This window comes from Veillonellales bacterium (assembly GCA_039680175.1).
GTDB lineage: Bacteria > Bacillota > Negativicutes > JAAYSF01 > JAAYSF01 > JBDKTO01.
The window spans coordinates 26,342-44,609 of the sequence record JBDKTO010000069.1 but is presented as its reverse complement, the minus strand read 5'-3'; the positions used below and the strand labels follow the sequence as shown (position 1 = coordinate 44,609).

18 protein-coding genes are annotated in these 18,268 nt (G+C 49.2%); all 18 read right to left on the bottom strand.

Annotated elements, in window-relative coordinates; translation table 11 throughout:
• Positions 1-40: 40 nt before the first annotated feature.
• The 18 genes from yqfD to hemW all read right to left on the bottom strand — a co-directional run bounded on the left by yqfD (position 41) and on the right by hemW (position 18,247).
• Positions 41-1,261, bottom strand: coding sequence for a sporulation protein YqfD (yqfD, locus tag ABFC84_11300; protein ID MEN6413325.1), 1,221 nt, complete (start codon positions 1,259-1,261; stop codon positions 41-43).
• Positions 1,251-1,529 carry a sporulation protein YqfC gene (yqfC, locus tag ABFC84_11295; protein ID MEN6413324.1) on the bottom strand — a complete coding sequence of 93 codons (279 nt, stop codon included), beginning with the start codon at positions 1,527-1,529 and terminating at the stop codon, positions 1,251-1,253. Before yqfC ends, yqfD begins: the two co-directional genes overlap by 11 nt.
• A gap of 283 nt (positions 1,530-1,812) precedes the next feature.
• Positions 1,813-3,327 (bottom strand): DUF87 domain-containing protein, encoded by a 1,515-nt coding sequence (locus ABFC84_11290; protein MEN6413323.1) that lies wholly within the window; start codon positions 3,325-3,327, stop codon positions 1,813-1,815.
• Positions 3,328-3,399: 72 nt separating this feature from the next.
• Positions 3,400-3,801, bottom strand: coding sequence for a hypothetical protein (locus ABFC84_11285; GenBank protein MEN6413322.1), 402 nt, complete (start codon positions 3,799-3,801; stop codon positions 3,400-3,402).
• Positions 3,802-3,809: 8 nt separating this feature from the next.
• Positions 3,810-4,808 carry a flotillin-like protein FloA gene (gene floA / locus ABFC84_11280; protein MEN6413321.1) on the bottom strand — a complete coding sequence of 333 codons (999 nt, stop codon included), beginning with the start codon at positions 4,806-4,808 and terminating at the stop codon, positions 3,810-3,812.
• Between the two features lie 22 nt (positions 4,809-4,830).
• Positions 4,831-6,180 carry an NfeD family protein gene (locus tag ABFC84_11275; GenBank protein MEN6413320.1) on the bottom strand — a complete coding sequence of 450 codons (1,350 nt, stop codon included), beginning with the start codon at positions 6,178-6,180 and terminating at the stop codon, positions 4,831-4,833.
• Between the two features lie 117 nt (positions 6,181-6,297).
• Positions 6,298-6,750 (bottom strand): GatB/YqeY domain-containing protein, encoded by a 453-nt coding sequence (locus tag ABFC84_11270; GenBank protein ID MEN6413319.1) that lies wholly within the window; start codon positions 6,748-6,750, stop codon positions 6,298-6,300.
• An 18-nt stretch (positions 6,751-6,768) separates the two neighbouring features.
• Entirely contained in the window at positions 6,769-6,945 is a 177-nt protein-coding gene (rpsU, locus tag ABFC84_11265) for a 30S ribosomal protein S21 (GenBank protein ID MEN6413318.1), read from the bottom strand.
• Between the two features lie 94 nt (positions 6,946-7,039).
• The gene (locus ABFC84_11260; GenBank protein MEN6413317.1) at positions 7,040-7,387 is read right to left on the bottom strand and encodes a histidine triad nucleotide-binding protein; all 348 of its coding nucleotides are present in this window, start codon (positions 7,385-7,387) and stop codon (positions 7,040-7,042) included.
• A 106-nt stretch (positions 7,388-7,493) separates the two neighbouring features.
• Positions 7,494-8,792 (bottom strand): tRNA (N(6)-L-threonylcarbamoyladenosine(37)-C(2))-methylthiotransferase MtaB, encoded by a 1,299-nt coding sequence (gene mtaB / locus ABFC84_11255; protein MEN6413316.1) that lies wholly within the window; start codon positions 8,790-8,792, stop codon positions 7,494-7,496.
• A 1-nt stretch (position 8,793) separates the two neighbouring features.
• The gene (locus ABFC84_11250) at positions 8,794-9,531 is read right to left on the bottom strand and encodes a 16S rRNA (uracil(1498)-N(3))-methyltransferase (protein MEN6413315.1); all 738 of its coding nucleotides are present in this window, start codon (positions 9,529-9,531) and stop codon (positions 8,794-8,796) included.
• A gap of 3 nt (positions 9,532-9,534) precedes the next feature.
• Positions 9,535-10,473 carry a 50S ribosomal protein L11 methyltransferase gene (gene prmA, locus ABFC84_11245; GenBank protein ID MEN6413314.1) on the bottom strand — a complete coding sequence of 313 codons (939 nt, stop codon included), beginning with the start codon at positions 10,471-10,473 and terminating at the stop codon, positions 9,535-9,537.
• A 50-nt stretch (positions 10,474-10,523) separates the two neighbouring features.
• Complete coding sequence (gene dnaJ, locus ABFC84_11240; GenBank protein ID MEN6413313.1) at positions 10,524-11,669, bottom strand: molecular chaperone DnaJ; 1,146 nt, start codon at positions 11,667-11,669, stop codon at positions 10,524-10,526.
• 124 nt (positions 11,670-11,793) lie between these two features.
• A complete protein-coding gene (gene dnaK, locus ABFC84_11235; protein MEN6413312.1) occupies positions 11,794-13,662 on the bottom strand; it encodes a molecular chaperone DnaK in 1,869 nt (622 codons plus the stop codon).
• A gap of 40 nt (positions 13,663-13,702) precedes the next feature.
• Complete coding sequence (gene grpE, locus ABFC84_11230) at positions 13,703-14,311, bottom strand: nucleotide exchange factor GrpE (GenBank protein MEN6413311.1); 609 nt, start codon at positions 14,309-14,311, stop codon at positions 13,703-13,705.
• 35 nt (positions 14,312-14,346) lie between these two features.
• A complete protein-coding gene (locus ABFC84_11225; GenBank protein ID MEN6413310.1) occupies positions 14,347-15,936 on the bottom strand; it encodes a TCP-1/cpn60 chaperonin family protein in 1,590 nt (529 codons plus the stop codon).
• 37 nt (positions 15,937-15,973) lie between these two features.
• Entirely contained in the window at positions 15,974-17,002 is a 1,029-nt protein-coding gene (gene hrcA / locus ABFC84_11220; GenBank protein ID MEN6413309.1) for a heat-inducible transcriptional repressor HrcA, read from the bottom strand.
• A 102-nt stretch (positions 17,003-17,104) separates the two neighbouring features.
• Positions 17,105-18,247, bottom strand: coding sequence for a radical SAM family heme chaperone HemW (hemW, locus tag ABFC84_11215; GenBank protein MEN6413308.1), 1,143 nt, complete (start codon positions 18,245-18,247; stop codon positions 17,105-17,107).
• Positions 18,248-18,268 lie beyond the last annotated feature (21 nt).

Genomic DNA, 18,268 nt, shown 5'->3' with positions numbered 1-18,268 from the left:
TCAACTGCAAAAATATAATCCTCCTCGCATTTCGCCGCTATTATTGGGCTATCGGGACACTATAGCCAATATCTTCTATCGTTTCTATACTCACTTTCACACGAATCAAGTTTGGCTCTGATGATGGCAGCACTTCACTATTCCTTGATAGAATATGTGCCGCTTCAGGAATCAGGCTTTGTACCACATTGAGTGCCCTAGCCCGGGCTTCATCCCGGGCTTGTTCCGGCGATATCGCCAAACTAGAGGCATCCAGTTCATGATAGATATCTATAGTTGATTCGACAGGCAGCCAGTTATTCCTCCAACCCGGAAGGCTTTTATGGATAACCTCGGTTTCAAACAGATTATAGGGTTGGCGGGAAACCTGTTTCAACGGCAGTTCGGTTGAACCAATTTTTAAAGAAACGGCAATTTCCCTCGCACCGGTACGCCGGTAAATAATTTTTTCCACTGCGGCTTCGCCATAGCTTTCATACCAAACCCGGGCTTTTACAATACCTTGGGCTTTTGTCATTTGAGGCATTGCTTGCAGCATGAGCGGCTGCCCGGGGATACTGTCCATTCCCGCTTGCGGCGTAACGATTCCTTTGATGACAATATCCCCTTTTTTAACCGTATCTCCTATTTTTTTAGCAGCTTGGCCGGATAAAACAATAAGTTCGGTAAGAATCCCATCTTTGGCGGCAATAATATCAGCCGGTTCTTTGCCGGATTGCTGCGGCATGGTTTTTTCAACGATCTCAATAACGGCCCGCGTTCCGGTAAAACTCACCCCCACCCAGGCAACCTCCGGCACATTGAGCAGAATTTCAGTTTCAATTTGTTTGGCATTTACCTTTTCCTTGAGAATTCCGGGCTTTAAGCCGTTTTGACAGGCCAATTCCATAATTCGGTCGGAAGAAAGTTGGTTTACGCCGGTTACGTTAACAAACCAAATGTAGGAAGTAATGATATTGAGCAGCAGCAGCCAGATAATCCCGCCGATAACCAGCATTTTTCGTCGTTTCAGACGTTTGATCATAAACGGCAGCCCGGAAAATCCAACTACCTCAATATGAGTCCGGCTTTTTCGCGCTAAGGGACGGATGCGAAAAAAATCGGCCAGCCGCATTGTTACATAAAATAATTCTTCCTGTTTGCTGATTTCCCATAATAATATATGCTCGGCAATACAAAGATTGATAAATCGTTCCGGAAAATCACCCCGCACCAATATCGTAACTGTTCCCCAGGCATAATTCACTACATTATGCATCATATTCTACATGCCTCACTGCACCTTCAATCAGGATTTGTTCGGTTTGCAAATTGCCAATCATAAAATCCGCGCCCAGAATTTTCAATTCACCTTGACTGAGCTTAATGCGCACCAGTGACGGAGTGTACTCAATAATCCCTTTGTGATTTTCAACTAATAGCTGCTGATTTCCCAGCATAGTGATTCTTGGCAGATCAAATACAATGTCCCGGGGGATTTCCAATAATCCGGCCAAAGTCTGTAAACTTCCTTTTTTTCGACTCGCCACGACACTCCCTCCCTCCATATATAAATGTATGCGGTAAGAAAGGGTTTAGTACAAAAGAAAAACCGCGTCAGCGGTGCTGGAGGGAGCGTAGCACATGGCACAAAGGACTTGGTACTTTGCTCATGGATGGCTCACGGCCAAAGTTTGCCTATAGAGAAGCCCCGGAGTAAGTGCACATAGGCGGCCGTCAAACAGCGTGACGGTGCCTTGGGTAATGCTTACTGCTGGCAATAGCTCATAGCTCATAGCTCATAGCTCATAGCTCATAGCTCATAGCCAATTGTTACATAACGGGATTCAACTCACCATATCTTCTTTGCAAAAAGTCTTCAAATTTATGAACCTTTACCGGAGCGGCAAATCGCATGTAATTTGTCGCCACAATCATTTCCCCGCATTCTAAGTTTTTAATTTCATTTCGCTGCTGCAGAATATCTTTGCGGCACATCGCTTCCAGTTTTGATCGGTCGGCCTTGGAAGCCAGGCCGAGAATAAACAGAGTATTCAGCTGGGACAACACTTTATCGGCCAGCAGCCGCGGCTGCTGATCCACTACACACATCCCCAGATTAAATTTACGGGCCTCGCTTACCAGCCGGGCAAACACATTATTACTGCTGTGCTCTTTTTTCCCAAGGAACCGATGGGCTTCTTCCAAAACAAGTAAGACCGGTTTCACCTGATTTCGCTCCTCATCTGTCTTAGCCGCATAATGCTGCAATAATTTCTTCGAGAGTAGCGTGGATAATGCCTGTTCCCCCACTGGTGAAATATTTTTCAGTTCGATCAATACAACTTTCCCCTGTTCTACTTCTTGCATCATGTTGCTGATAGTCGCTTCCTGCTCCTCTTTCAGATTTAATTCCTGCTCCAAATTCCAGCAAACACTTTTAATTTTACCGATTGTGCGGGAATGAAATTTCTGTCCGGTACAGCCGGCCAGTTCATCAATAATATCCGCCGTGTCGTATCGCAGGACATAATTCAGCCAATTCTCCTGCCAGACTGATGCCATTTTATAAATAGCGTCCAGCTGCGGCTCGGTAAAGGTTGCACAGGCAGTTATGTCTTCCGGATCGACTTCAGCAAAATTCACCGACAGTTTACAGACATTTTCATTCTGAGGATTCGTATTGTATACGTGTAATTTTTCCGCTGCCCGGGGATGAGATGACAAATCCTTGAAATATTCATTATGGACATCAAAAATCAGCAAGCCATAGTCGCCATTATCAATCACCGAACTGGCGAGGACTTTAACCAGGTTGCTTTTACCGGAGCCGGTAGTGCCAAAAACGCCGATATGCTCGGTAATGGCCTTGGATCCGTAGATTCCTACCGGCAATTCCAGCACGCCGCGGCCGGTTTTCAAAAAGCCGATTTCCAAATCCCCCTTCATCTCCGCTAACAGCGCGCTGTCAGCAGCGTCCAAATCCCGCACTTCACAAAAAAAATCAGGACACGTTTTCGGATTATACAACTTGCCTTGACCATCGGCATAGCAAAGCTGCTCCGCCATACCGATTTTTACTGTATGGTTGCCGCCTAAATAGAAATCAAGTTCTTCCTGGTTTTCGACTTGACCATTTTCATCCAGCTTGCTCATTAAATAACCGACGCCATTGATGCCCGACCAGCGGGATTTGACTTTAAAATCATAGGCCCGAATATAAAAACGATCTTCGTTATGGCCTTCCACTACCAGAATATCGCCAAAATCAACATCCTGATTAGGAGCAACAACAAATTCCACAGAGGTGCCTTTCGCGTAGGTCAACCGTCCTTTATATTGCGACATCGGTTTGCCCCCCTTCATCGCCTTCAATTTATTGTTTTATTGTGTGCAAAGGCAAAAAAAAAAAAACAGGGTTTATTTTCCCCTGTTCGTGTATTTCGAAGTTCTTGCCATGACAACCGGACGATAAGCTCGCGGCGGCTGTAAAATCTCAGAAAAAATTACACCGTTTAGCACCGCATTCCGGTCCAGTTTTCCCTGCCAAGCGGATGGCTCCCGAAGCAGGGTCGGCTTGCTGATCTCCATTGGCACAGCAATATCCTGACTGATATGCGCCGCCGGTACCACCGCCTGCTGATAAGCGTCCTGTTCTGCGGAAAAAGATTCTGCCGGCTGCTTCTTATGAACTTTCGCTTTAGGCGGTGTCTTGGCGGGAATATCCGGGTACTTGTATTCCGCCGGACTTTTTCTGCGCCGCAGCAATTCCGGAACCAAATACAAAACTGCCAGCAGCACTACTATTATCAGTAATTCCATAGCATCACCTATTTTTTCGTTTCTTCCGGTTTATTTCCCGCTGCCGGTCCGGCTTTGCCAATCGTTTCCCGCATTTGTGTATCGGCCAGGACATTATTCATATTATAATAATCCATGACTCCCATACGGCCTTCCTTTAAAGCTACCGACAGAGCATGCGGCACTTCCGCCTGGGCTTCGACTACCTTAGCCTGCATTTCCTGGGTATAGGCCCGCATCTCCTGCTCTTGGGCCACTGCCATTGCCCGCCGTTCCTCGGCTTTGGCCTGAGCAATCCGCTTGTCCGCCTCAGCCTGATCGGTTAGCAGTTCAGCCCCGATATTGCGCCCCACATCTACGTCGGCAATATCAATAGACAAAATTTCAAAAGCGGTTCCCGCATCCAGTCCTTTGGATAAAACAGTACGGGAAATATGGTCAGGATTGGCTAAGACATCTTTATGATCATTGGAACTGCCGACTGTAGTTACAATGCCTTCGCCTACCCGGGCAATGATCGTAGCCTCACCGGCACCGCCTACCAAACGGTCAATATTGGCCCTTACCGTTACCCGGGCCTTGATTTTTAATTCAATTCCGTTATGGGCAACTGCGGAAACTACCGGAGTTTCAATGACTTTGGGATTTACGCTCATTTGAACGGCTTCCAAAACATTACGGCCTGCCAGATCAATAGCCGCCGACCGGGTAAAGGGCAATGGTATTTCGGCTCTATGGGCCGCAATGAGGGCGTCAATCACCTTATCGACGTCGCCTCCGGCTAAATAGTGCGCTTCCAGCTGATTCACGTTAACATCCAATCCCGCTTTATTCGCTTTAATCAACGGCAATACAATCTGAGCCGGCGGCACGCGCCGCAGCCGCATTCCAACTAAGGTAAGAATCCCCACACGAACTCCGGCCGCAATGGCGGAAATCCAGAGCCCAAGGGGAACAAAATGGAGAAACACACTAATACCAACCAGAATCAGCAATAACATCAATACAGGTCCCAGTAATGCTGACAAACAAACCGCCTCCTTATATTCACTACTCTTTCACAGGCCGCACTACAATCCGGCTGCCGCTTACGCTCACCACCTTTACTTTTACGCCTGCTTTAATATATTGACCTTCCGATACAACATCAAGCTGAGTCCCGTCAATTACGACGATACCGGCCGGACGCAGCAGCGATTGAGTAACGCCTTCCCGTTCCAAAAAGCGGCTGTAATCCTGACTGCTGCTAAAGCCGGACTGACTGTTTTCCGCGTCCTGTAAAACCACTTTTGCCCATAGTCGGTTCGATGGCAGCCGACTGACAATAAATAGAAAAATAATGACAGCCACCAGCATACTGACAGCCAAAATAGTAAGGGCAGCAGCATCTCCCCCCAAAGTCTGGTATAAGCTGAATAAAATGCATCCCGCGCCGGCAGCGCCAAAAATTCCCGCGCCGGGAGTATGGAGTTCAATGACCAGTAATAGGATACCGCCGATAAAAAGCGTCAGTTCCAGCCAGCCGGCCAGTCCGGTCAGCCATTGGCCGGCGTAAAACACAAAGGCGGCCAATAAACCGATCAACGCGGCAACTCCCATACCGGCGGTTTTGATTTCTACCAGTACCGCCAAAAAAATAACCGTCAGCAGCACTGCTTTCATCGTCGGATCTGACAGCCAGCCAGCCATTTTATCCTGCCAGGCGGAAGAATATTCGATTACACTGCTTGCTTCCAGTCCGTAATGGGCAAGAAGCTCCTGCCGATTGGCGGCAATCAAATCGGCATAGCCCAGCTGCACTGCCTGATAGTCGGTCAAGGCTAAAATCTGACCCGGTTCCGCATAGCCGGGATACCCCAGGGATTTATCCACCATGGCTTCGGCAACTTTGGCATTCCGCCTGTTTTTATTCGCCGTAGCGGCAAATTCCGCTTTGAGTGCGGCAACTGTCTTTTCAGTCGTAGGAATCGGTTCAGCCGCACCGATGCTGCCGCCCGGCGCCATGGCAATATGCTGGTGAGAAATAGCAATCAAGGCCCCGGCCGACCAAGCCCGGTTCTTCACATAGCAAATTGTTTTCACGGGTGATTCGCTGATCAAATCGCGAATTTTAACCGCCGAATCCACCAAACCGCCAAAAGTATCAATTTCGACCACAATTGCCTGCGCCTTGCGGCTCTGCGCATCCTTCACCGCCCGGTAGATCAGCGCCGCCTGGCTGCTGTCAATTTCCCCCTTAATATTCACAACAATAACGGGCGCTGGTTCCGGTGAGCCACCGGCACAATAACCGGGAGAAATTAATAACAAGCAGCTGATTATAAGTAGTACGGCAATTCGATAGCCCATAAAATTCACACCTTTTGCCATGCGGCTTGTTCTGTCCCATAATATTCCCAATACCCGAAAAAATTACGCTATATTATATTCTATGCCTGCTCCCGGCATTCCTGTTAACAAACAGCCGGCTGAAAAATAAATCCGGTACCTGTCTGTTCCAATCAGGTACCGGATTGCTTATTGATTTAACATTTCGCGCACAATGGTGTTCACCAGCTTGCCATCGGCACGTCCTTTGACTTTTGGCATGAGCACTGCCATTACCTTACCCATTTCCTTCGGACCGGCGGCTTTCGTGGTAGAAACCGCCTCGGATACTAAAACGCGAACTTCGGCTTCGGTTAATTGGGCGGGAAGATAATGGGCCAGAACAGCAATTTCCTGTTCCAGAGTTTCCACTAAATCCATGCGGTTGCCCTTTTTGAACTCTTCCATTGCGTCCCGGCGGGATTTTACTTCTTTTGCCAATACAGCAAGAACCTCATCTTCCGACAGTTCTTTCTTTTTGTCGATCTCAGCATACTTTATATTGGCACGTACCATCCGAATGACGGAAAGTCGCAATTTCCCCGCTTCCCGCTCCTTCATGGCCTGCTTCATGTCTGCTGTCAATTGTTCTTTTAAAGACATTTACCTATACCTCCGAAACTAATTAAACTTACGTTTACGTGCCGCTTCGGATTTTTTCTTCCGCTTTACACTGGGCTTTTCATAATGCTCACGCTTTCTTACTTCTGCAAGAGTACCGGCCTTTTGGCAAGTACGTTTAAATCTACGGAGTGCACTATCAATTGTTTCATTTTTGCCTACCTTAACTTCGGACATCTGTCTCCCTCCCCTCCACTTAGACCGTTACGGGAAGTGTATTCTCTCACATACACCTAAATATTATAACCGAATTACCCATTGATTGTCAATGTCAGCCTGGCGGCCACGCCATGAACCGACCGCCCAGCAAATGCCAGTGGAGGTGATGAACAGTTTGTCCTCCGTCATCTTTGGTATTTACTATTAACCGAAAGCCTTTCTCAGCTAAGCCTAACTGGGTTGCGACCTTGGGGATTGTAGTCATGATGTGAGAAATAAGTGACGTATCCTCAGGTGTAATTTCCAGAAGGTTGGCAATATGCTTTTTGGGAATCACCAGCACATGAACAGGCGCAGCAGGGTTAATATCGGGGAATACAATCATGCTGTCATCCTCATATACCGGCTGCACGGGAATTTCTTTTGCCGCAATCTTACAAAAAATACATTCTTCTTGCATACAGCACCTCCTCTACTCCTTGAGTGTAGTAATATACGGTTATAAATTGAAATATTCTGCCTGCTTATCCGATATCCTGCTGCAAATCTATGGTGATAAAATAAAATTAGTTTACTAAGACTCCCTGCACGCCGTCACGATACAATTTCTCCAGCTTTACTTGCCGCATGGTCCCCAGTAATGAATTTTCCCCCTGGCTGTACACCCGGATGTAATGTCCGGTCAGCCCTTCAATGTTTCCGTCTTTCTCGGCTTCAAACAGCACCGGCAGTTCCCGGCCGACAAAGCGCGCCAAAAACTCTTTTGCTTTTCGGTCCGCCAGTTCCTGCATGGCGTGTACCCGTTGCTTCTTTTCCGCTTCCGGCACCTGATCCGGATATTCGGCGGCTGGCGTACCACTGCGGCGGGAATAGGGAAAAACATGCATCCGGGAAAAATTCATACTGCGAACAAACTCCAGTGCTTGATCAAACATCGCCGACGTCTCCCCGGGAAAGCCCACAATGATATCCGTAGAAATCCCAATATCCGGTACGCGGCTGTAAATACGCTGGAGCAGTTTCCTGTAATCAGCCGTTGTATAATGGCGATTCATCCGTTTTAGAATGGAATCTTCCCCGGCCTGCAGCGGCAAGTGCAGATGATGGCAAAGCTTTGAATTTTGCTGCATGATGGCAATGAGTTCATCGGATACCTCAACGGATTCCAGAGAACCCAGCCGCAGGCGAGTTAAGCCGGGAGTCTGCAGCACTGTTTTTACCGCATCCTCTAAAGTCAGTTCTTCCGATAGATCTCTTCCATAAGCCCCTAAATGAATTCCGGTAAGTACAATTTCCTGAAAGCCTGCTTCGACCAGTTTTTGAGTTTCCCCGGCAACACTGGCCAGGGAACGGGATCGCAAAGGTCCTCTGGCGTAGGGAATAATACAATAGGAACAGTAATTCGTGCATCCCTCCTGAATTTTTAAAAAAGCCCGCGTACGTCCCGGAACATCCAGCAAAGGAATATCTTCAAAAACAGCCGCAGTCATAATATCAGCAACGGCATAGACTGGGCGCCGGGAACGGGCCGCCGCTTCCGCCAGTTCCACAATGCGCTGCCTATCCTGGGTTCCTACAATGACGTTTACCCCTTTAATCGAACGAACCTGCTCCGGTGACACCTGAGCGTAGCAGCCGGTAACAACAATGACAGCCTCCGGATTCAAGCGGGCTGCCCGGCGGATAAACTGCCGGGATTTACGTTCCCCCAAATGAGTCACCGAACAGGTATTGATCACATAGATGTCCGCCGGTTGGTCAAAGGCTGTCGTTTCATAGCCCCGGGCCTTAAACAGTCCTTCTATGACATCGGATTCAAACTGATTGACTTTACACCCTAACGTAGCAAAGGCAACCCGTGGCATCTCAACCGCCTCCCAAATCGCCCTGTTCATACATAACCGCAGCGACTGCTGCCACCGCTGCAGTTTCCGTACGTAATATGCGCGGACCCATTGATGCAATCTGCACGTCATGCTCCCGGGCAGACATAACCTCTGCCCGGCTGAAGCCGCCTTCCGGTCCTACCAGCAGGACATACTTTTCATCTGGCCGCCTAACGAGAACTTCTTTTAGGCCTAAAGGGCACTCTCCCTCATATAGCATAATCACCGTGCTGTCAGCAGCATGGTGATTGAGAATTTCCGGCAGTCTTTGAATCGGATTCACAGCTGGAACCATACTGCGTCCGCACTGCTTCGCCGCTTCCGCCGCAATCTTCCGCCAACGCTCTACCCGTGCCTGCCCTTTTGACTCGCTATACTGAACCACACTATGATCGGCGAGCAAAGGATAAATCCCGGCAATTCCCAATTCAACCGTTTTTTGCACGATATAATCCATCTTATCGTTTTTCGGCAGTCCCTGAGCCAAAAATACCCTGATCGGCGCTTCTTTATCCTCCGGCAATAGCTCCTGCAAGGCCAAGGTGACCCTGTCGGCTAAAAGCTGAGTGATTTTTGCCGCACCGGTTTGTCCGTCCGGATCGGTGACGATAATAATATCACCGGCCTGGAGCCGCAGTACCGTTCGAATATGTCGGACATCCGCCCCGGTAATCGCCACTTCCGCTTGAAGGGGCATATCAATAAAGAAATGCCGCAAAGCTCAAGCGCCTCCTTTGCGAATCATTATGGCTACCCAGCCGTCCTCTTCCACAACTTTATCGACCACTAAACCGCACTCAAGTATTGCCGCAGTGACATCGCTCAAACGCTCGCTGATAATGCCGCTGGCAATAAACAAGCCGTCATCCTGCAAATGATCGGGAATATCCGGCAGCAGCTTAATAATAATGTCGGCGATAATATTGGCGATAATAATGTTCGCCTTACCGGTTACCCCGGTCAGCAAATCTCCCTGAACCACACGAACCACTGGCTCCACGTGATTTAAAGCTACATTCTCCCTTGCCACGCGAACGGCCACCGAATCCAGATCAACAGCCTGTACGCCAGCCGCGCCCAGTTTAGCGGCAGCAATCGACAAGATGCCTGACCCTGTACCGACATCAAACACAATATCGCCCGGTTTCATTCCTTCCTCCAGGCAGCGGCTGCACATTGCCGTAGTATGATGGGTCCCTGTCCCAAAAGCCATGCCCGGATCCAGCTCAATAACGATATCCTTTGTCAGGGGCTGATATTCCTCCCAGGAAGGTTTGATTACAATTTTTTCACCAATTCTGACCGGATGGAAATATTCTTTCCAGGAGGAAGCCCAGTCTTCTTCTTTGATCTCCTGGCACTGAATCGAACCATTCCCCTTATCTAAATTATGCGTAACAAGTTCATCCACTGCCGTTTCAAAAACATGCAGCTTTTCCTTCAGATGTTCGTCAACTGGTAAGTAGGCCTTGACAATGACGGTTTCGGTATCGGTTTCCTCCGGTATGTCACAATAATCCCACGCTCCGGATCTGCGGTATGCGTTAATGAGTTCGGGGTCTTCGATCACAACCCCGCTGGAACCCAATTCGTGAAAAATATTTGCTACTGCTTCGGTAGCCTCATGCGTCGTCTGAATACTAATCTCGGCCCACTTCATACCAATCGCCCCTTACTTTTCTTGTTGCCGCCCCGCTGCCGGGAAGTTAGTTACACACCAAAGGCATCCTTCACTTTTTTGAAAAAAGTTTTCTCTTCCGGGCTAATATTATCCCCGGTGGCCTTGGCAAATTCCTGCAAAATTTCCCGCTGCTTTTCATTTAATTTCTGCGGCGTTAAAACCTTGATCCGAACATGCTGATCTCCCCGGCCATTACCCCGCAAGTGAGGAATGCCTTTGTCCCGCAGCCGGAAAGTAGTGGCTGATTGTGTGCCTTCCGGTATCCGCAATTTCACTTTGCCGTCTAACGTGGGCACTTCAATTTCATCACCAAGGGCAGCCTGGACAAAACTGATCGGGACTTCACAAATTACATCGCTGCCTTCACGGGTAAACAGTTTATGCGGTTTTACAAAAATATAAACATACAAATCCCCCGGCGGACCGCCCCGCATGCCGGCTTCCCCTTCATGGGCCACCCGCAGCCGGGAGCCGTTATCCACGCCCGGCGGGATTTTAATTTTAATTTTCCGCTTGACGCGGACTTTGCCCTGACCATGGCATTCCTTACAGGGAGTACGAACAATATGACCGGTGCCCTGACAGCGATCACATGTCTTCACGTTCACCATGCGGCCAAAGGGAGTATTTTGCATGACCTGAACCTGGCCGGTTCCCTTACACTGGGGGCAAGTCTCCGGATGAGTTCCCGCTGCAGCCCCCGATCCATGGCAAACGCTGCAGTCTTCCGTTCGGGGAAGCTGTATTTCTGTTTCTACCCCGAAAGCGGCTTCGTTAAAAGAAATCTCCATATCAAACCGCAGGTCAGAGCCCTTTTCCGGTCCTGCCTGACGTCCGCCGCCGAAGCCAAATCCCGTCTGACCGCCAAAAAACATATCGAAAATATCATTAATCCCGCCGCCAGCGGAACTAAAACCGCCGAAGCCGCTCTGCCCGCCGCCGGTGCCGTCAAAAGCCGCATGGCCGAATTGGTCATACTGTGCCCGGCGCTCCGCATTGGATAATACTTCATACGCCTCGTTCACTTCTTTAAATTTTTCCTCGGCTGCTTTTGGATCATCGCGGTTGACGTCAGGATGGTATTTCCGCGCCATCTTACGAAACGCTTTTTTTACTTCCTCATCAGACGCCGTTTTGGCTACGCCTAACACTTCATAATAGTCGCGCTTACTCACTTTTCACCATCCCAAACTAATAATTTTCACTAACCCGCCCTATAACCTACAGACGCAGGCTCTCCGGCTCTCTACAAGAGCCGGAGACTTCCTGCGGCATTGGCGGTTACTTTATTGCGTCAAATTATTTTTTGTCGTCATCCACTACTTTATATTCGGCATCAACGACTTTTTCGCCTTTTCCGTTACTTTGACTTTCCTGCTGACTGCCGGCACCGGCGTCAAATCCAGGCTGAGCCCCGGGAGCACCACCTTGCTGCTCCGTTGTTTTGTAAACCGCGGAAGTTAATTCATATAAAGTTTTTGTCAGTTCTTCCGTGTCCGCTTTGATTTTAGCAATATCGCTGCCTTTCAGCGTTTCCTTTAATTTATCAGCAGCCTGCTGTACTTTTTCGATCAAAGCTTTATCGGCTTTATCGCCTACATCCTTAATGGTTTTTTCAGCCTGGTACACTAAGGAATCGGCATTATTGCGGACCTCCACTTCGTCTTTATGCTGCTTATCTTCCGCGGCATGAGCTTCGGCTTCCTTCACCATGCGGTCAATATCCTCTTTGCTCATAGCGCCGGAAGCAGTAATGGTAATTTTCTGTTCCTTTCCTGTCCCCAAATCTTTGGCCGACACATGAACAATACCATTGGCATCGATATCAAAGGTAACTTCAATACGAGGCACACCACGGGGTGCCGGCGGAATACCGGAAAGTTCAAATCGGCCCAACGTTTTATTATAAGAAGCCATTTCCCGCTCGCCCTGCAAAACGTGAATATCCACAGAAGGCTGGTTATCGGCGGCAGTCGAAAATGTTTGGCTCTTGGAAGTCGGAATAGTGGTATTGCGCTCAATAATTTTGGTGCAGACGCCGCCAAGTGTTTCAATGCCCAACGACAGCGGAGTCACATCCAGCAGCAATACATCTTTGACTTCACCCACAAGAACACCGGCCTGAATAGCGGCGCCTACGGCAACGCATTCATCCGGATTGACTCCCCGGTGAGGCTCTTTCCCCAAAAATTTCTTGATTGCTTCCTGTACGGCCGGAATACGGGTCGAACCACCGACCAGGATGACTTTTTGAATATCCTTCGGTGACAATCCTGCATCACTCATGGCCTGACGGGTCGGTCCCATGGTTGCTTCCACCAGATCAGCCGTCAACTCATCGAATTTCGCCCGGCTGAGATTAATATCCAAATGCTTCGGGCCGGATTGATCGGCAGTGATGAAGGGTAAATTAATGTTGGTCGTCAAAACGCCGGACAGCTCGATTTTAGCCTTCTCTGCCGCTTCCCGCAACCGTTGTACCGCCATGCGGTCGCCGGACAAATCAATGCCATTTTCTTTTTTAAATTCGGCAATCAGCCAGTTCATAACCCGTTCGTCAAAATCATCGCCGCCTAAGCGGTTGTTGCCGTTGGTTGCTTTTACTTCAAACACTCCGTCGCCTAATTCCAGAATGGAAACATCAAAGGTACCGCCGCCAAGGTCAAATACCAGAATCGTGTGATCTTCGCCTTTATCCAGCCCGTAAGCCAGGGCCGCCGCAGTCGGTTCATTGATAATCCGCAGAACTTCCAGGCCGGCAATGGTGCCTGCATCCTTCGTTGCCTGACGCTGACTGTCGCTAAAATAAGCCGGAACCGTAATAACCGCCTGGCTGACGGATCCGCCAAGATAGGCTTCGGCATCTGCTTTCAGTTTTTGCAAAATCATTGCGGAAATTTGCTGGGGATTATACTCTTTATCGTTAATGTGTACCTTATGATCAGTCCCCATATACCGCTTTATTGAGCTGATAGTGCCATCCGGATTCGAAACGGCCTGGCGTTTCGCCAGCTGACCGACCAGACGCTCCCCGGTCTTGGAAAATCCAACTACCGAAGGCGTCAAACGGCTTCCTTCCGTATTGGCAATAACAACAGGTTCACCGCCCTCCATTACCGCCACTACCGAATTCGTAGTACCAAGGTCTATCCCAATTACTTTTGCCATTTTTTATTCCTCCCTTAAAAATAGGTTTCTGCCGTTAATATTACTTGCCGGCAACTTTCACCATGCTCGGTCGAACGACTTTGCCTTGCACAAAATACCCTTTCTGCAATTCCTCAAGAATCGTACCTTCCGGTTGAGAATCGTCTTCGACTCGCATTACAGCCTCGTGCTGCTGCGGGTCAAATATTTTTCCTACCGCCTCAATGGCGGTCAAGCCGTTTTTCCCCAGGGCCGCGGCAAACTGACGATAAATCATCTCCACGCCGGACAGCAATCCGGCGGCATCCTGGGTCGCGGCACTAGCGAGAGCCCGTTCAAAATTATCAACAACCGGCAGCAGTTCCCGGATAATCCCCTGAGCCACAATGGCCGACAGTTCTTCCTTTTCCTGCCGGGTACGCCGCCGAAAATTGTCATAATCGGCTTGCAACCGCTTATAGCGTTCCGCCTGCTCGGCCAGCAGCCGATTTTTTTCTTCAATGGCAGCCCGCATTTTTTCAATTTCAGCATAATTAGAACAAACTTCCGGGTTTCCCTTTTCCTGTTGTTCCTGCTCTGGATCCGCTTGCTGCTCTGCCGGTGGTTCGGCAGTTTGCGGCAGCATTGCTTCGTCTTGCTCCTGATCAAGTTGCTCCTTTTTTTCTACCATGCACATCACCCCATTAAACTATACTCGCTATTAGCCTAAAAGTCGGGCAATCCGGCATCACTGCCGCCGGCAGTCTTACTCGGTTCCGCCGTGCCTTCTTCTTTCTTCTTAATGATCGTATCGATACGGAGAATCGCCACTGCTACTTCACCCGCCGCTTTGATGGCATGAAGCTTCACCGGAACCGGATCCACAATTCCCCGTGCCAGCATATCGGCTACTTCGCCTGTATCACAGTCAATGCCCAGACAATCGACATCCCTGGCAAGCTGGGCATCCACGACCTCTTCTACTTTTTCCAGGGGATTATAACCGGCATTCTCCACAATTTGCGACAAAGGACGCTTTAACGCACTTGTGACGCAATCAAGGCCGTAAGCCGCCATTCCCTTGAGATTCTCCCGGGATTTGCCAACTTCCCGGGCGACGGCAATTTCTATGGAGCCGCCGCCTGGCAGATAACCGCCCTTCACGGCCGCCTGCACGCTGGAAGCCGCATCCTTAGTGATCCGCTCCCGCTCGCCCACTACTTCTTCCGTAGCTGCTCCGACTAAGATAGTAGCCATTGGCTTCCCTTTGCCGCCAAGGATTCGAACCTGTTCCAGTTTTTCATCTTCGTAAACTTTCTCAGCCTGGCCGAGATATTTCTCAATATCGGCGATATTCTTCTTAAGGCCGGTACGCTTAATCATCCGGGCCCCCGTATGCTCGGCTGCCCGGCGGAGATCTTTTGCCGCCACCCGCTGGATGACCATAACTCCCCCATCGGTCAGAATCTCTTCAGCGGCATCGTTCACTCCCCGGTCTGTCAGCACAACATTTACGCCCAAGTCCACAATTTTATGTACATTGGCCTTAAATTCATCCTGCAGCTCAACATAGCGCTTAAAACCGGTTTCCGTGCCAAGAGCCTCGTCTTCCATTTCTTCCGGCTCCAGGGCATCATCAATCAATAGCAGCTTTACTCCGGTGAGCGCCAAGGGCATCTCCTGGCTCATTCGTTCCTTATCCACAATGACGCCCATGAAGACTTCGTTCCCTGCGCCTTCCTCTGCCGTTATAATATCCGACAGCTTAAAATTATTTTCATTTAACTTTTCCACCCCGATTAAACGGGCTGCTTCCACTACCAAATCGGCAATATCTTCGTATTCCCGTCCGGCAATCATCGCAATATGCCGTAAAACCGGATCATGCATATCCGTAATCTGCCGTCCCCGGGCCTTTACTTCCGCTTTGGCCCGGGAAATGCCGTATTTAATTCCTTCAATGACCCTGGCCACTGGCACTCCCCGCAGCACCTGGCTGACTCCTTCCGCCACCAAACCGCCGGCCATAATCGTAGCCGTCGTCGTGCCGTCGCCAACCTCGGCCTGCTGGGCCTTGGCAATATTGATCAGCATCTTGGCGGCAGGATGATTCACATCCATTTTATCTAAAATCGTCACGCCATCATTCGTGATAATCACTTCGCCAAAACGATCCACCAGCATCGTGTCAAGGCCTTTGGGGCCGATTGTTCCCTCAACAGCCGCCGTAATAGCCCGAACCGCATTGGCATTGGTTAAAAGTGCCGCTAACCGTTCATCCACTTCCGAACCGCTGCCGGCCTGCTTCAGATTCATTTGTTTTGCCTCCCGTATCCTGGATATAAAAAACTCTTTACATCTTGTATTTGCGTAAAACATCCCCTAAATGGCTATGCATAAATTCAAGAATCGCCATTATCTTGCCATACTCCATCCGCGTCGGTCCCAAAACCGCCACGGTGCCCACCACCTGTCCGTCAATACGATACGTTGCCTGAACCATACTGCAGTCCTGAATACCACTATATTTATTTTCCTGACCGATGGTTACAACAACTCCATCCCGCTCCTGCATATGCAGAATATCGCATAACAATCTTTCTTGTTCCAGCATTGCCAGCAAATCCTTTACTTTATCCACGTCACGAAACTCCGGCTGGCTTAGCATCTGGGTCGTACCGCCTAAATACACCCGCTTGTTCTTCTCAACCGACAAGGCTTGCTGCAGGATTTCAACTGCCGCGTCAAACAGATGAGTATCCCCAATAATATCATCCCTGATTTCACGCAGAATCGAAGACTTAATCCGGTCGAACGGCAGCCCGGATAAACGGCTGTTAATCCCGGCGGCAATTCGCTGTAAATCCTCAAAAGAAGTTTCCTCCGGCAAATCGATAATTTTGTTTTCCACAAAGCCGGTATCGGTTACAACAATTAAAATAGCCCGCCGTTCATCAAGGGGTAAAAACTGCAAATATTTAAAAACACATTGGGAAAACTGGGGCGCCAAAACCAGGGAAATATTATGAGTCATCCGGGATAAGATTTTGGCCGTAGCCTGAAAAACCTCTTCAATTCGCCGAACCTTGGCCGCATACCAATGATTAATTAACGTAATCTCATTTTCCGTTATCGGTTCCGGCGACACCAGAGAATCAACATAAAACCGATAGCCCTTCGCCGACGGAATACGACCGGAAGAAGTATGCAATTGTTCAATATAGCCTAATAATTCAAGATCCGCCATTTCGTTGCGAATGGTAGCCGGGCTGACTCCCAGGTCGTATTTGCGGGCAATAGTGCGAGAGCCAATAGGTTCTGCGGTGGAAATATAATCATTTATAATTGCCTGCAATATTTTACGTTTTCGTGCATCAAGCATTACTCCACCTCCTATTGTTAGCACTCTCATCGATAGAGTGCTAATATCTAATAAAAAAATACCACTCCTGCTTCCCAATGTCAAGTATTCCCTTGCCACAATTCAAACCTTATCCGGCAAAAATGCACGAAAAGCAACATTGCCGTATTTCATGCCCCGCACGGTCAGACGCACCGTCTTATCGCTTAGAACAATCAGCTTCTGCCGAAGCAGCTGCTTAACAACCAAGTGATAACAGGCAAAAAAATCAGTTTGAAAATATTGATTAAAGTCTGCCACAATCAGCCCCCGAACCGTCCGCAGAGCCAAAAAAATATATTCCGCCATAGCATCGGCCCGGCTGGTCTTCTCCCGGTAACCGACCGCAGATTCTCCCCGTTCCTGACTATCAATATATTGCCGGACATCCGCCACATTGGCGTAGCGCTCAGCGGCAAAAAAAGAATGAGCCGCCGCTCCCAGGCCGATATAGGGTTGAAACCGCCAATATTTCAGATTATGACGGCATTCGGCTCCCGGACGGGAAAAATTGGAAATTTCATAACGCTGGTAGCCTAAATCCGGCAGATGACGAACCGTCAATTCATACATTTGTTCTTCTTCCGCCTCATCCGGAAGTTCTAGCCGATTCGCTTTTAATAAGCGAACCAAAGGAGTCCCCTCCTCCACTTTCAGGCCATAAGCCGAGATATGGGTGCTTCCCAGGACGGCGGCCTGCTCTATGCTCAAAGCCGCATCTGCCAGGGATTGTCCCGGCAGCCCGTACATTAAGTCAATATTAAAATTGGTAAAACCGGCTTGCTTCGCCCATTCAACCGCCCGGACAGCCTCTTCGGCCGTATGAATCCGGCCGATGCTGTGGAGCAGTCGATCATTAAAACTCTGGACACCGACACTAAGCCGATTGATGCCGCTGTCCCGCAACGCCTGAAGTTTCAAACGGTCGACCGTACCCGGATTGGCTTCGATGCTGATTTCGGCATTGCCGGCAACTGTAAAATGAGTATACACCGTCTGCATTATCTTCACTATTTGGGCTGTCGCCAGCACTGTGGGCGTCCCGCCGCCAAGGTAGATTGAGTCAACTACCTGTCCGGTGAAACTGCCGCCTTGCCCGGATATTTCCCGGCATAAGGCGGCTGTGTAGGCCTCATATTCATTTTCCAAACCGGCATAAGACGGGAAATCGCAATAATAACATTTCTGCCGGCAAAAAGGAATATGAATATATAACCCCAGATTCATGATAGCCTCCCGGCTGGCTGA

What these genes read in the sequence shown, in the direction of transcription:
- dnaK (MEN6413312.1), bottom strand. Translation starts at nt 13,662, where the DNA reads ATGGCAAAAGTAATTGGGATAGACCTTGGTACTACGAATTCGGTAGTG.
- rpsU (MEN6413318.1), bottom strand. Translation starts at nt 6,945, where the DNA reads ATGTCCGAAGTTAAGGTAGGCAAAAATGAAACAATTGATAGTGCACTC.
- hemW (MEN6413308.1), bottom strand. Translation starts at nt 18,247, where the DNA reads ATGAATCTGGGGTTATATATTCATATTCCTTTTTGCCGGCAGAAATGT.
- ABFC84_11285 (MEN6413322.1), bottom strand. Translation starts at nt 3,801, where the DNA reads ATGGAATTACTGATAATAGTAGTGCTGCTGGCAGTTTTGTATTTGGTT.
- prmA (MEN6413314.1), bottom strand. Translation starts at nt 10,473, where the DNA reads ATGAAGTGGGCCGAGATTAGTATTCAGACGACGCATGAGGCTACCGAA.
- ABFC84_11270 (MEN6413319.1), bottom strand. Translation starts at nt 6,750, where the DNA reads ATGTCTTTAAAAGAACAATTGACAGCAGACATGAAGCAGGCCATGAAG.
- yqfD (MEN6413325.1), bottom strand. Translation starts at nt 1,261, where the DNA reads ATGATGCATAATGTAGTGAATTATGCCTGGGGAACAGTTACGATATTG.
- ABFC84_11290 (MEN6413323.1), bottom strand. Translation starts at nt 3,327, where the DNA reads ATGTCGCAATATAAAGGACGGTTGACCTACGCGAAAGGCACCTCTGTG.
- ABFC84_11260 (MEN6413317.1), bottom strand. Translation starts at nt 7,387, where the DNA reads ATGCAAGAAGAATGTATTTTTTGTAAGATTGCGGCAAAAGAAATTCCC.
- grpE (MEN6413311.1), bottom strand. Translation starts at nt 14,311, where the DNA reads ATGGTAGAAAAAAAGGAGCAACTTGATCAGGAGCAAGACGAAGCAATG.
- ABFC84_11225 (MEN6413310.1), bottom strand. Translation starts at nt 15,936, where the DNA reads ATGAATCTGAAGCAGGCCGGCAGCGGTTCGGAAGTGGATGAACGGTTA.
- hrcA (MEN6413309.1), bottom strand. Translation starts at nt 17,002, where the DNA reads ATGCTTGATGCACGAAAACGTAAAATATTGCAGGCAATTATAAATGAT.
- mtaB (MEN6413316.1), bottom strand. Translation starts at nt 8,792, where the DNA reads ATGCCACGGGTTGCCTTTGCTACGTTAGGGTGTAAAGTCAATCAGTTT.